At 68.1% G+C, this 12,990-nt stretch carries 14 protein-coding genes; 10 read left to right on the top strand and 4 right to left on the bottom strand.

Annotation, left to right across the window (positions count from 1 at the left end; all coding sequences use genetic code 11):
• Positions 1–127: 127 nt before the first annotated feature.
• The 5 genes from BEP68_RS03145 to BEP68_RS03125 all read left to right on the top strand — a co-directional run bounded on the left by BEP68_RS03145 (position 128) and on the right by BEP68_RS03125 (position 4,073).
• Positions 128–805 (top strand): response regulator transcription factor, encoded by a 678-nt coding sequence (locus BEP68_RS03145; protein WP_187249188.1) that lies wholly within the window; start codon positions 128–130, stop codon positions 803–805.
• Complete coding sequence (locus tag BEP68_RS03140) at positions 798–2,129, top strand: HAMP domain-containing sensor histidine kinase (RefSeq protein WP_315985264.1); 1,332 nt, start codon at positions 798–800, stop codon at positions 2,127–2,129. The genes BEP68_RS03145 and BEP68_RS03140 overlap by 8 nt, the downstream gene beginning before the upstream one ends.
• 290 nt (positions 2,130–2,419) lie before the next feature.
• Positions 2,420–3,262, top strand: a complete 843-nt coding sequence (locus BEP68_RS03135; protein WP_233277262.1) for a PepSY domain-containing protein — start codon at positions 2,420–2,422, stop codon at positions 3,260–3,262.
• Positions 3,263–3,458: 196 nt separating this feature from the next.
• A complete protein-coding gene (locus BEP68_RS03130; RefSeq protein WP_053098188.1) occupies positions 3,459–3,776 on the top strand; it encodes a hypothetical protein in 318 nt (105 codons plus the stop codon).
• 69 nt (positions 3,777–3,845) lie between these two features.
• A complete protein-coding gene (locus BEP68_RS03125) occupies positions 3,846–4,073 on the top strand; it encodes an RNA-binding S4 domain-containing protein (RefSeq protein WP_053098195.1) in 228 nt (75 codons plus the stop codon).
• A 19-nt stretch (positions 4,074–4,092) separates the two neighbouring features.
• On the opposite strand, the gene BEP68_RS03120 is transcribed toward BEP68_RS03125, so the two are convergent.
• Positions 4,093–4,650 (bottom strand): dihydrofolate reductase family protein, encoded by a 558-nt coding sequence (locus BEP68_RS03120; protein ID WP_187249187.1) that lies wholly within the window; start codon positions 4,648–4,650, stop codon positions 4,093–4,095.
• A gap of 153 nt (positions 4,651–4,803) precedes the next feature.
• Here BEP68_RS03120 and BEP68_RS03115 point away from each other — a divergent pair, with 153 nt between their 5' ends.
• Positions 4,804–5,700: an SDR family oxidoreductase gene (locus BEP68_RS03115; protein ID WP_053098197.1), complete on the top strand. Its 897-nt coding sequence runs from the start codon at positions 4,804–4,806 to the stop codon at positions 5,698–5,700.
• Between the two features lie 102 nt (positions 5,701–5,802).
• Positions 5,803–6,588, top strand: a complete 786-nt coding sequence (locus BEP68_RS03110; protein ID WP_187249186.1) for a DNA/RNA non-specific endonuclease — start codon at positions 5,803–5,805, stop codon at positions 6,586–6,588.
• Here the strand turns inward: BEP68_RS03110 and BEP68_RS03105 are convergent.
• Both BEP68_RS03105 and BEP68_RS03100 read right to left on the bottom strand, forming a co-directional pair.
• Entirely contained in the window at positions 6,585–6,929 is a 345-nt protein-coding gene (locus BEP68_RS03105) for a hypothetical protein (RefSeq protein ID WP_187249185.1), read from the bottom strand. The two genes, BEP68_RS03110 and BEP68_RS03105, sit on opposite strands and share 4 nt — an antisense overlap.
• 62 nt (positions 6,930–6,991) lie before the next feature.
• Positions 6,992–7,900 (bottom strand): RNA polymerase sigma-70 factor, encoded by a 909-nt coding sequence (locus tag BEP68_RS03100; protein ID WP_315985263.1) that lies wholly within the window; start codon positions 7,898–7,900, stop codon positions 6,992–6,994.
• Between the two features lie 191 nt (positions 7,901–8,091).
• Between BEP68_RS03100 and BEP68_RS03095 the strand changes: the two genes are divergently transcribed.
• Positions 8,092–8,853: an SDR family oxidoreductase gene (locus BEP68_RS03095; protein ID WP_187249183.1), complete on the top strand. Its 762-nt coding sequence runs from the start codon at positions 8,092–8,094 to the stop codon at positions 8,851–8,853.
• An 86-nt stretch (positions 8,854–8,939) separates the two neighbouring features.
• The gene (locus tag BEP68_RS03090) at positions 8,940–9,695 is read left to right on the top strand and encodes an SDR family oxidoreductase (RefSeq protein WP_053098200.1); all 756 of its coding nucleotides are present in this window, start codon (positions 8,940–8,942) and stop codon (positions 9,693–9,695) included.
• A 193-nt stretch (positions 9,696–9,888) separates the two neighbouring features.
• Here the strand turns inward: BEP68_RS03090 and dnaB are convergent, their stop codons facing one another.
• Complete coding sequence (dnaB, locus tag BEP68_RS03085) at positions 9,889–11,262, bottom strand: replicative DNA helicase (protein ID WP_053098201.1); 1,374 nt, start codon at positions 11,260–11,262, stop codon at positions 9,889–9,891.
• A 555-nt stretch (positions 11,263–11,817) separates the two neighbouring features.
• Between dnaB and BEP68_RS03080 the strand changes: the two genes are divergently transcribed.
• Positions 11,818–12,903: a hypothetical protein gene (locus tag BEP68_RS03080; protein ID WP_187249182.1), complete on the top strand. Its 1,086-nt coding sequence runs from the start codon at positions 11,818–11,820 to the stop codon at positions 12,901–12,903.
• The last annotated feature ends 87 nt before the right edge of the window (positions 12,904–12,990 follow it).

The raw sequence follows: 12,990 nt of genomic DNA, 5'->3' as shown, positions 1-12,990 counted from the left end.
CCAATGGTCATTCCGTGTGCGCCTCCGCTCACCGCGACAACGCCCCCGGGTGCCGGCCGGATGCGGCGATGAGGCGCGACGACCCCGCTTCAGCCCGGATTCAGCGTGCGCCCGCCACACTGGAGGAATGCGGATCCTGGTGGTTGACGACGAGGTGCGGTTGGCCGACGCCGTCCGCCGGGGACTCGAGGCCGAGGGCTTCGCGGTCGACGTGGCGAACAACGGCGTCGACGGGCTCTGGCGTGCGCGCGAGACCCGATACGACGCGATCGTGCTCGACCTCATGATGCCCGGCATGAGCGGCTGGAAGGTGTGCGCGGCCCTGCGCGCCGAAGAGAACTGGACGCCCGTGCTGATGCTCACCGCCAAGGACGGCGAGTGGGATCAGGTGGAGGCCCTCGAGACCGGCGCCGACGACTATGTGACGAAGCCGTTCTCCTTCGCGATCCTCGTCGCCCGCATCCGCGCCCTCGTGCGCCGGGGGGCCGTGGCCCGACCGGCCGTCCTCGAAGCCGGAGACCTGAAGCTCGACCCCTCGTCGCACCATGTCTGGCGGGGAGAGACCCCGGTCACGCTGACCGCCCGCGAATTCGCCGTGCTCGAGCACCTGATGCGTCATCGAGGTCAGGTGCTCTCGAAGCGCGAGCTGATCGACGGTGTATGGGACGACGACTTCGACGGCGACCCCAACATCGTCGAGGTCTACGTCGGACACCTGCGCCGCAAGCTCGACAAGCCCTTCGGACGCGAGGCGATAGAGACGATCCGCGGTGCCGGCTACCGATTGGCGGCCGACGGTGGCTAGGCGCTCATTCCGATCGGTGCGCGCCCGGACGACCCTCGGCGCGACGCTCGTCGTGGCCGTCGCCCTGCTCATCGGGGCGTTCTCGTTCTACGGCATCCTGAGCTCCAGCATCCACGCGAGCGCGGAGCGTGCCGCCGAGCAGCGCCTCGACGAACTCGCCGATCGCTTCGACGGCCCCGGCGGCGGACCGGGCGGCGAACGCGGCATCGACACCCTCGACGACGAGATCGTGCAGATCATCGGCGGCGACGGATCGGTGCGCGCCGCCAGTGAGGATGCGCGCGACGAACTGGGGTCGACCGCTCTGCCGGTCTCCGACGGCGCGCAGACCCTGACGATCGGCGGCGAGCCCATGCTCGTGGTCTCCGACGGCATCGAGGACGACGACACCCTCGTGCTGGCGGTGTCGATCGAAGACGGGGTCGAGACGCTGTCGACGGTCGCGCTGCTGCTCGCGGTGGCCGTGCCGCTGCTGCTGCTGCTCGTCGCCGTGACCACGTGGCTGGTCGTCGGACGGGCCCTCCGACCGGTCACGCGCATCCGCGAAGAGGTCGACGGGATCACCGCCGAGCACCTGCATCGGCGCGTCGAGGTGCCGCCGTCATCGGACGAGATCGCGGCACTCGCGACCACCATGAACCGGATGCTGGATCGCCTCGACGCCTCGGCGACGGCGCAGCGCCGTTTCGTCTCCGATGCGTCGCACGAGCTGCGCTCTCCGCTCGCGACGATCCGACAGCACGCCGAGCTCGCGCAGGCCCACCCGGCCACCACGAGCATCGGCGAGCTCGCGGACGTCGTGTCCGATGAAGGACTCCGGCTCCAGGGCATCGTCGAATCGCTGCTGCTGCTCGCCCGGCTCGACGAGGGCGGCGGCACGCACGACGAGGCGATCGATCTCGACGACCTCGCGCTCGCTGAGGTGAGGCGGCTGAGGTCTCGGGGCGTCGAGGTCGACGGCTCCGGCATCCGTGCGGCCCGTGTCACCGGAGACCCCCGCCTGCTCGGTCAGCTGCTGCGCAACCTCGCCGACAACGCCGTCCGGCACAGTGCGGCTCGCGTGGCCATCAGCGTGATCCCGCAGGATTCGTGGGTGTTCGTGACCGTCGAGGACGACGGCTCCGGCGTGCCGCCCGACGAGCGCGAGCGCATCTTCGAACGGTTCGTGCGGCTCGACGAGGCGCGCAGCCGGGATGCCGGAGGCAGCGGTCTCGGCCTCGCGATCGTGCAGGGCATCGCCGTGGCCGGCGGCGGCACCGTCTCGGTCGACGCCTCCCGTTGGGACGGCGCGCGCTTCGTCGTGGCCCTGCCCCTCTCGGACTGACACTCTCTCGGCGTCCGGGCCGTCCGCAGGACCTGACGCCTCAGCATCCGGGCCGTCTCCAGGACCTGGCACCTCAGCATCCGGGCCGTCTGCAGGACCTGGCACCTCAGCATCCGGGCCGTCTGCAGGACCCGAGCACGGATGCGGGAACAGGATCCATGTCTCGTCCTGCATCCGTGCCCTGATCCTGCAGGTGGTACGTGTCACTGCGGCCGAGACGCCCCTGCTTCCTGAAGACGCCTTCAGGACGCTTCAGGGTGGCTTCAGCACTGCCGCGAGAGCATCGAGACATGAACGACAAGAACCCGACCCCCGACCAGACGCCCGAGAACCTCCCGACGAACGCGACTCCCCCAGCGCCGCCCGCACCCCCCGCGCCCACCGCGACGCCGTCCCACGATGGTGAGACCGTTCCCGTCGCGCCGCTCGCGGCTGAGAACGCCGCCCCGGCATCCGCGTCCGCAGCTCCCGCGAAGCGCGGTCGCAAGCGCGCTCTGCTGATCGGCGGCGGAGTCGCCGCTGCCCTGATCCTCGCCGGTGGAGGCGTGGCCGTCGGAGCAGCCATCGGAGACGACATCGGCGACGACGACGACCGCCCCTCGGTCTCGGACGGACCCCGCGACGACGACGGAGACCGCGGTGGACAGCCCGGCGATAACCGTGACGACAGCGACAGCGACGATCAGGGCGCTCCGCAGGGCGGCGGCCCCGTGACCGGGATCGGCACGGACTCGGCCGACGAGCTCGTGGACATCGCGGATGCCGCCCGCGGAGCCGCCGAAGGCGACGTCACCTCGATCGACGCGAAGCGCGACGGCACCTGGGAGGTCCAGCTGACCGCCGCGAACGGCAGCGAGACCGAGGTGCGAGTGGATGCCGACCTCGCCGCCACCGTGATCTCGACCGAGCAGGAGGACGACGACACGGCTCCGACCCACACCCTCGACGAGGCCGCGATCCGTGCCCTCGTGGATGCCGCACTGGCCGAGGCCGACGGGATGATCACCGACCTCGACGCCGACAACGACGAGGTCAGCCCCTACGACGCGTCGGTGCTCACCAGCGACCGCCGCTCGATCGACATCGACTTCAGCGCCGACTACGCGGTCGTCGGCACCGACATCGACGACTGATCGCCCTCGTCGTTCTTCGAGCCGCCGGCCCTATGGGGTCGGCGGCTCGACGCGGTTTCAGCCAGACGTCCCGGCAGCGGAACCCGGCTCCCGCAGGCGATTCCCCCGCGTAGCGTCATGATCCGTCACTCGTCGGGTCTCTCTCAGTGAGTTCGGTCGCCATCGCGCGCCGACGATGCGGACACCGGGGGGATCCATGCCAGTCACGGCGCACACCTACTTCTACACACCCGCTCGAGCGGACTCCGTCGTGCAGGCACTGCAGCACCTCGTTACCGACCTGAAGCACGTCGAGCGGCGATACTTCGACAGCCGTTCGGTCGCGTTCAGCACTCGCGGGTCGCTGTTCGAGGCACCGGCCGACGTGACGATCGTGACGACTCCCCTGACGACCGGCGGATCGGATGTGAGGATCGCGCTGCAGACGACGACCCGGCGGACGGCGAGCCGCCGGTCGCTGACCACCAGGGCCGCCGACCGCCTCAGCGTGCGGATTCAGAAGGCGCTGGGCTGACCGCGAGCCAGACGTATCCTCAACGCGGCGCTCGCTCGCAGCTGAGCACCGCCGGATACCATCGGAGTCATGACGAATTCCGGTCCGATCGACGATGTCTCCATCGGCGGCGAGATGATCCGCCTCGGCCAGTTCCTGAAGTACTCGGGACTGCTCGACTCGGGTGGTGACGCCAAGGAGGTCGTGATCGACGGATTCGTGAAGGTCAACGGCGAGGTCGATCGACGGCGCGGACGCCAGCTGCATGACGGCGACCTGGTCACCTTCGAGGGCCGCACCGTTCGCGTGCGCCCCTGATCACGCGGGCCGCTTCCGGTCACCCCCGCGTCGTGTAGCGGAGGAACATCACGCCGCTGTCGAAGCGCCGATCCTCGGCGAGCTCCAGGTCGACGTGCACCCCGTCGGGGAAGAACGGCTTGCCACCACCGACGATCGCCGGTCCGATGAAGAGACCGAACTCGTCGACCAGTCCCGCGCGGATCGCCTCGGCGGCGAGAGTGGGGCCGTCGACGGAGAAGTCGCTGTCGGACTCAGCCTTCCACCGCGCGATCACCTCCGGATCGAACGTGCGCTCGAGCCGGGTGCGCTCGCTCGACACCTCGGCGAGGGTCTTCGAGAAGACGACCTTCTGCGCGGCCTGCCACACCCGCGCGTAGTCGATGCCGACCTGCGGCTGATCGGGTTCGAGATGAGCGGTCTCCCAATAAACCATGGTCTCGTACATGCGCCGCCCGTAGAGGTAGGTGCCGACGTCTGCGAACTGCTTGTTGATGAAGTCGTGCAGGTCGTCGTCGAGCGCCCAGTCGAACCCGCCGTCCGGCCCACTGACGTATCCGTCGAGCGACGTGATCATGGAGTAGATGAGTCGGGCCATGCGGCGAGGCTACTCCCGGCGTCCGCACGGGTCGACCCCTTCTCGGCGTCCTCTCTAGCGACCCTCGGCGTGAGACGCAAGGTGCTGGCCGACATTCCGACGTCGGCGCACGCTGGAGCCATACCCCCAGACCAGCGATCGAGAGGAACCCCCATGTCTCGCGACCAGTACACCTTCACCAACCCGGCCGAGCTCTACTCCGACATCGAACCCGAGAAGCAGCACATGCCGGAGCCCGGCCTCGATGCCGACCTCGGTCCGAAAGCCGACCTCGGTGAGGAGAGCTACCGCGGCACCGGCCGACTGACCGGACGCAAGGCGCTCATCACCGGCGGCGACTCCGGCATCGGCGCGGCGACTGCGATCGCCTTCGCGCGCGAGGGCGCGGACGTCGCGCTCTCGTACCTGCCCGAAGAGGAAGAGGATGCGGCACGCATCGCCGGCATCCTCCGCGACGCCGGCGCGACCGTGGCGCAGATCCCCGGTGATCTCCGTGACCCCGAGTACTGCCGCACGCTCGTCTCGGAGGCGGTCGGTGCGCTCGGCGGCCTCGACATCCTCGTCAACAACGGCGGCAAGCAGATCTACAAGGAGTCGCTGACCGACATCACCGACGAACAGTTCGACGACACCTTCAAGACCAACGTCTACGCGATGTTCTGGATCACGAAGGCCGCGCTGCCGCACCTCCCGGCAGGCTCGACCATCATCAACACCACGTCGATCCAGGCCTACTCGCCGTCGGGAATCCTCGTCGACTACGCATCGACCAAGGCCACGATCAACGCGTTCACGAAGGGCCTCGCCGAGCAGCTCGCGCCGAAGGGCATCCGTGTGAACGCCGTGGCACCAGGACCGATCTGGACGCCGCTGCAGCCGAGCGACGGACAGCCGCAGGAGAAGCTCCCGGAGTTCGGGGAGGACACCCCGCTCGGCCGCATGGGCCAGCCCGCAGAACTCGCCCCCGCCTACGTCTTCCTCGCCTCCGCGGAGTCGAGCTACGTCGCCGGGGAGACGCTCAACGTCAACGGCGGCATGCCCACGCCGTGAGTCGCTGACCGCGGACGCCCCCTCCCGAGCTCGCTTCGGAGGGGGCGTTCGCGTGTGCGGCGAGGCCGCGGCGATGTCGGTGGAACCAGGCAGTATGTCGGTATGGCAGACGGATACGACCTCGACTTCCTTCCGACGCGAGTGCCCCTGCCCGGGCCGGCCCGCGATGCGACGGAGCTGACCTACCCCCACTTCAGCGTGCTGCTCGACCGCGAGCGCCGCCTGGCCGCCGCGACGGGCGTGAACATCGACGGGGCGCTGCTGCGCGAGCTGCCCCGCACCGGGGACTGGCAGCTCGACCCCCGAGTCGATGCAGCACTGCAGACCGGCCCCGAGGTGTATGCGCGCAACGACCTCGATCGCGGCCACCTCGTGCGCCGACGCGACCCCGGCTGGGGTGATGTCGACGACGCTCGGGCGGCGACCGAGGCGACGTTCTTCTATCCGAACGCCGCCCCGCAGGCCGCCGGTTTCAATCAGTCCGCAGAGCTCTGGCTCGGTCTGGAAGACCACGTGCTCGAGTATGCCGAGACGACGGATCAGCGGATCTCGGTGTTCACGGCCCCTGTGCTGGGAGACGACGATCCGCCGTACCGCGGCATCCGCATCCCTCTTCTGTTCTGGAAGATCGCGGCGTGGCAGGGCCCCGACGGTCTGTCAGCGGCCGGGTTCGTGCTCGATCAGTCAGAGCTCGTCGAGTCACCGGACGGTCTCTTCGCGGTTCCGCCGCTCGGCGCCTTCCGCACCTTCCAGGTTCCGATCACCGAGATCGTCCGGGTGACGGGGCTGGATGTCGGCCCGCTGCTCGATGCCGATGTGCTCGACCGGCTCAGCGCCCGATCGACCGAGTGGCGGGCGCTCGCCTCGGCATCCGACATCTCGCTCTAGCCGTCGCGGCGTCGATTCCAGTGGGTGAGCTTGTCAGGGTTGCAGACGACCCAGATGCGCGACAGCAGCCCTGATCTGCTCTCGACCGACACCGCCGCGACGACTGCGCCGTCTCGTTCCAGCACGAGTCCAGCGGAGCCGTTGATCGACGCGATCGAGACCGTGGGGCCGGTCGCCACCAGTGCCGCCAGCTCCGCGGATGCCGTGTGGGTCCCGTCGACGGCGATCGACGACTGCAGCATGCGACCTCCGCTGTCGATGATCATCACCACGTCAGGGTGCAGCATCGAGCGGATGCCGGCGCGGTCGCCCGCGGCGAGCGCCAGCCGGAGTTCTTCCACAGCGATCGGTTCGGAGGCATCCCGAGGTCGCCGGCCCAGACGAGCCGGACGCCGCCCGCGAGTCATGTCGCGACCGCGGTGATGTGTCCGAGCTTCTGGGGACTCATCACCCAGAGCAACTGCTCGATCCCTTCGTCGGACGCCGTGACGGTGACCATCGTGGTGACTTCACCGTTCTCGACGAGCGTCGCGGCGGGCTGACCGTTGACCTCCACCCACCCGATCGACTTGCCCGTCCAGAAGTGGTGTGCGAAGGCAGCCACGAACTGGGCCACGCGGCCACGACCGATCACCGGGATCCGCGCCGCCAACTTCACCCCGTTGCCGTCGGTGTAGCTGACCACGTCGGCGGCGAAGAGCTTCTCGAGCTCCCGGGCATCGCCCTTCCGCGCGGCGGCGAGGAAGGCCTCGAGCAGGTGACGTTGATGCGAGGGCTCGACGGTGATCTGCTTCGCCGAGGCCAGGTGCGCGCGAGCCCTGCTCACCAGCTGTCGAGCGCTCACCGCACTCGACGAGATGATCTCGGCGATGCGGGGATACGGATAGTCGAACGCCTCGCGGAGGATGTACGCCGCACGCTCGGTCGGGGTGAGCTTCTCGAGCGTCAGCAGGATCGCGAACTGCAGCGCCTCGGCGCGCTCGGCGCCGAGCGAGGGATCGTCGTCGGTGTTGACCGGTTCAGGCAGCCACGGCCCGATGTAGGTCTCCCGCTTCACGCGAGCCGACTGGAGAACGTTGATCGACAGACGCGTCGTGATGGTCGTGAGGAAAGCGGCGGGTTCCTGCACCTGGGTCCGGTCGGTGTTCTGCCAGCGGATCCAAGTCTCCTGCACGATGTCCTCGGCGTCGGCCACGGTGCCCAGCATCCGGTAGGCGATGCCGAACAGTCGGCGACGCTGGGCGGCGAACACCGAGACTGCGGTGCAGAGGTCTCGGATCGACCCGCTGTGCTCGTCACGTGTCGCGGTCACGTCTTCACTCTGCACCAGAGGTCGCCGCATGCGCACTCCCCTTTCCGCGCCGTCGGCGCTCCCACTCACAGCTGTGACCGGAGAGCGACGCGATCTGTGACGAATCCTGGCGATTCCGTCACAGCCGGGTCCGCCGGCCGGTCAACCAGGTACATGCGGGCTCGTCCGCATCACTCGATCGGAGGAGCGACATGAGGATCACAGTCATCGGCGGCACGGGGTTGATCGGCACCCGCGTCACGCGCATCCTGAAGGGCGCGGGACACGACGTCGTCGTCGCGTCCCGCGCCACGGGGGTGAACTCATTCACCGGCGAGGGGCTCGACGACGCTCTCGCCGGCGCATCCGCGGTGGTCGATGTGTCGAACTCGTCGTACACCGACGAGGCCGGTGCGCAGGAGTTCTTCTCCACCTCGACGATGAACCTGCTCGCCTACGGCGAAGCCGCGGGCGTCTCCCATCACGTCGCCCTGTCGGTCGTGGGCACCGACCGCCTCGCACGCGCGCAGGGCGGATACTTCATCGCCAAGCATCAGCAGGAACGCCTCATCGCGGCATCCGGTCGCCCGTACACCCTCGTGCATGCGACGCAGTTCTTCGAGTTCATCCGCAGCATCACCGACCACGCCCTGCGCGAGGGAGCCGCACACATCGCCGATGTGCTCGTGCAGCCGATGGCGGCCGACGACGTCGCGAACGCGGTCGCAACGGCAGCGCTCGGAGAACCCCGTGTCGGGATGATCGAGTTCGGCGGCCCCGAGGTGTTCAGCCTGACGGAACTCGCGGCACTCGACCTGCGGACGAGACAGGACGATCGGGAGGTCGTCCCGGATCCGCTCGGAACGTACTTCGGCGCGCATCTCGCCGCCCGCGACCTGCTGCCGGAGATGACCGCGACGATCGCTCCGACGAGGTATCACGACTGGAGGGTGAAGACGCCCGCCAGCATCTGAGAACCCGAGGCGTCACATCTTCGGGCACTCAGCGGTCATACCTGGCAGACGCCACCCGGGCGTCGTCACCGAAGAAAGGTTTGGACATGGCAGAGATCGTCGTCATCGGAGGCACCGGCCTCATCGGCTCGAAGGTCGTCGCGAAGCTGACGGAGCACGGCCACGACGCCGTCGCCGCATCGCCGAACACCGGCGTGAACTCGCTCACCGGCGAGGGCCTCGCGGAGGTTCTCGTCGGAGCCCACACCGTGGTCGACGTGTCGAACTCCCCCTCGTTCGCCCCCGACGATGTGCTGGAGTTCTTCACCACGTCGACTCGCAACCTGCTCGCCGCTGAGGCCGCGGCCGGTGTCACCCACCACGTCGCTCTCACGATCGTCGGCACGAACCGCCCGCAGAACATCCCCTACTTCGCGGCGAAGGTCGCACAGGAGACGCTGATCCGTGACTCCGGGATCCGATACTCCCTCGTGCACGCCACGCAGTTCTTCGAGTTCGTGGGAAGCATCGCCGACATCTCGACCGACGGCGACACCGTGACGCTGCCCGGGGCGCTGATCCAGCCGATCGCCGCCGAGGATGTCGCCACGGCAGTGGCCCGTGCTGCGGCCGGTGAGCCGACCGGCGACATCGAGATCGCAGGCCCGGAGGCCTTCGGCATGGACGAGTTCGCGCGCCGCGCCCTGGCCTTCCGTGGCGATCCTCGCACGGTCGTGCGTGATGACGCTGCGCCGTACTACGGTGCGCAGATCGAGGAGCGCACCCTCATCCCGGTCGACGGGGCGCACATCTTCGAGACGACTCTCGAAGAGTGGCTGCCGCTGAACCCGCCTCGCGAGTAGCGGCGGCATACCGGTCGACAATAGGTCTTGCGCGGCGCGTCGGCCGGTGTCACGCTTGCGTCACAGCTCTGTCGCGCTGTAACGCGACAGCTGGGGTGCCGCTCATCGGCGGCATCGGATGGGGCGCCCTTTCTGCTACCTCCCCCGTGGTGGGGGCGTCCCGTCCTCCCCCGACCTGGCGAGCGAGCGCGACTCAGTTGAAGTCGCCGCCCGGTGCCATGTCGTGGAAGCGCGAGTAGTGGCCCTGGAAGGCCACGGTGATCGTCGCGGTCGGGCCGTTACGGTGCTTGGCGACGATCAGGTCGGCCTCGCCCGGACGCACGTCCTTGTCGTAGACCGAGTCGCGATGCAGCAGGATCACCATGTCGGCGTCCTGCTCGATCGAGCCGGACTCACGCAGGTCGCTGATCGCGGGCTTCTTGTCGGTGCGCTGCTCGGGACCACGGTTCAGTTGCGACAGAGCGATGACCGGAACCTGCAGCTCCTTGGCGATGAGCTTGAGGCTTCGCGAGAACTCCGAGACCTCCTGCTGACGCGACTCGACGCGCTTTCCTGACGTCATCAGCTGCAGGTAGTCGATGATGACCATCCGCAGACCCTCACGCTGCTTGAGTCGACGGCACTTCGCCCGGATCTCGACCAGCGTCATGTTCGGGCTGTCGTCGATGTAGAGCGGAGCGTCGTTGATGCGTCCGCGGGTCGCGGCGACCGTGGTCCAGTCCCGCGGGTCGAGGTTTCCCTTTCGCATGTTCTGCAGAGGGATCTGCCCCTCGGCACTGAGCAGACGCATGGCGATCTCGCTCTTGCCCATCTCGAGCGAGAAGAAGACCGAGGGGAGGTTGTGGCCGATGGAGGCAGCGCGGGCGAAGTCGAGCGCGAGCGTCGACTTACCCATGGCGGGACGAGCGGCGACGACGATCATCTGCCCGCCGTGCAGGCCGTTAGTGAGCTCGTCGAGCTCCTTGAAGCCGGTCGGGACACCCGTCATCGACCCGTCGCGACCGCTGGCGGCCTCGATCTCCTCGAGCGCGGCGTCGACCGCGATCTGCAGCGGCACGTAGTCCTCTGCGGTCTCGGAGCCGGTGATCGAGTAGATCTCAGCCTGGGCGTTGTTGACGAGGTCGGTCGCGTCGCCCTGTCCGTCGTAGCCGAGCTGCACGATACGCGTTCCCGCATCGACCAGACGACGCAGGATCGCCCGCTCCGACACGATGCCCGCGTAGTAGCCGGCGTTGGCGGCGGTGGGGACGATCGAGGTGAGCGTGTGCAGATAGTCGGCACCGCCGGCCCGGCTCAGCTCTCCCGTCTTGATGAGCTCGTCCGTGACGGCGACGACGTCGGTCGGCTCGCCGTGCGAGTAGAGCGACAGGATCGCCTCGAAGATCAGCTCGTGCTTGGGGATGTAGAAGTCGGCACCCTTGAGCGTCTCGATGACGTCGGCGACAGCATCCTTCGAGAGGAGCATTCCACCCAGGGCGCTCTGTTCGGCGAGAGTGTCGTGGGGAGGCGTTCGCTCCTGTGGACGCTTGCCTCCGAGGCGCTCCTCTGAGATGTCGGCGATCGACACGCTGCTCCCTTCGATGCGACGGTTCTTCCGGTGTGCTCGGTGCCGACTGCGTCGGTCACGCGATGCGAATCAGCTCGAGAAGGGCCGTCCGCACAGCAAACCAGGCACTTCCGACATCGGGTCGCTGGACCACGCTACGAGCGGGGGTTTTCGGTCGCAACACGGCCTGTGGATAACTATGTGGAAAGCGTGCGAACAAGTCCGGAGAGTCTGTGCAGAACGCATGTGGATAAGTCGGTGGAGTACCTCGAAACACAAGTTTCTTTTTGCACCTGATCTGGTATTTAGAGTTTCCCCACCCTGTGGATGAGATCGTGGTTCAACCGGGCATTGAAGGTTCATCGAATCCGGGATGGGATGTGTAGAACCTGGGGAAAGTCAAGCCGAGATTCCACCGGGCGCGTCACAGTGCGCAACCCTCCGAAATGTGCGCGATATGTCATCGTTTCCGAGCGGAACCCTCTAGACACGGCGATATACCGGGAGTATCGTCACCCGCTATCGACGTACTGTGCGTCGAGGACGAACGATCGCTCTCGGGGGAGGGAAGTCGACGTGAACGCTCAGGCAACCCGCCGCGGCCTACCTGCCGTCGCTCTCTGGGGTGGCGTGGGCGCGATCGCGTGGGCCACGATCACGATCCTCACGGGCGGTTCGTCCGCGAGCGCGGACGACGGATCGAACGACTCGCTGCTCGACGGCGTCTCCTCGATCGTGAGCGAGACCGTCTCATCGGTCGAAGACACCGTGACGTCGGTGACCTCGCCGATCGTCGCGCCGGTCGAGCCCGTCGTGACCGAGGTCGTCCAGCCTGTGGTCACCCAGGTCGTCGAGCCGGTCGTGACCGAGGTCGTCGAGCCCGTCGTCACTCACGTCGTCGAACCCGTGCAGCAGGTGGCACCTCCGGTCGTCGAGCACGTCGCCGAGACGATCGCTCAGGTGCCCGTCGTGGGCCCTGCGACGTCGCCGATCGTCGACGCCGCCACCGACACCGCCGGGGCCGTCATCACTCCCGTGACCGATCTGCTCGACGGATCCCCGGTAGCCGAGATCGTGGCCCCTGTGCAGGATCTGATCGCCGAGTTGCCGATCGTCGGAGAACTGGTCGACGATCTCGGAGTGCCGCCGGTGATCGACGATGTCGTCGGCGTCATCGACGCGACCACCCCGTCTGTCGGCACGGTCGTCGAGAACACGCTCCCGCCGGTACTCGAGGCCATCACCCCCGCACGCCCCGGATCCTCCGGATCGGACCCCGACCCCGGTCCGCTCGAGACAGCGCCGCTCGGAACGGTTTCCCCCCTGGCCGACGAGCCGACACGCGGTCACTTCTCCACGTCCGCGTCGCGCCAGCCCGTGATTCCGTCGGCCGGGTCCGACCTCCCGCCTACGGTGTCCGTCGCGGCATCCGAGGTGAACGAGCCGGCAGCCGACGTCGAGGAGTCCCCCTCTGCACCGCCCGCCGGAGCCCCCTCCGCGCCTACTTCCTCCGCCGGTTCGAGCGGAGCATCCTCATTCACCCCCGCGCGCCTCAGCGGTGCGGGAGTTTCTGCGTTCCGCACTGTGGAGCGCACTTCCGGTGCATCCGACGACGTCCTTCCGACGTCTCTGGTCGCCGACACCGACGTCTCTCCTGACTGACGGGTTGTCCGGTCGTTCCTCGTGAACGACAGATGCCGTGCTGCGCGCGCACATGCTCTTCGCGTGCACCCATCCAGACACACCCAC

This window comes from Microbacterium sp. 4-7 (assembly GCF_014332665.1).
Classification (GTDB): Bacteria; Actinomycetota; Actinomycetes; order Actinomycetales; family Microbacteriaceae; genus Microbacterium.
This window is presented reverse-complemented; position numbering and strand designations above follow the sequence as displayed.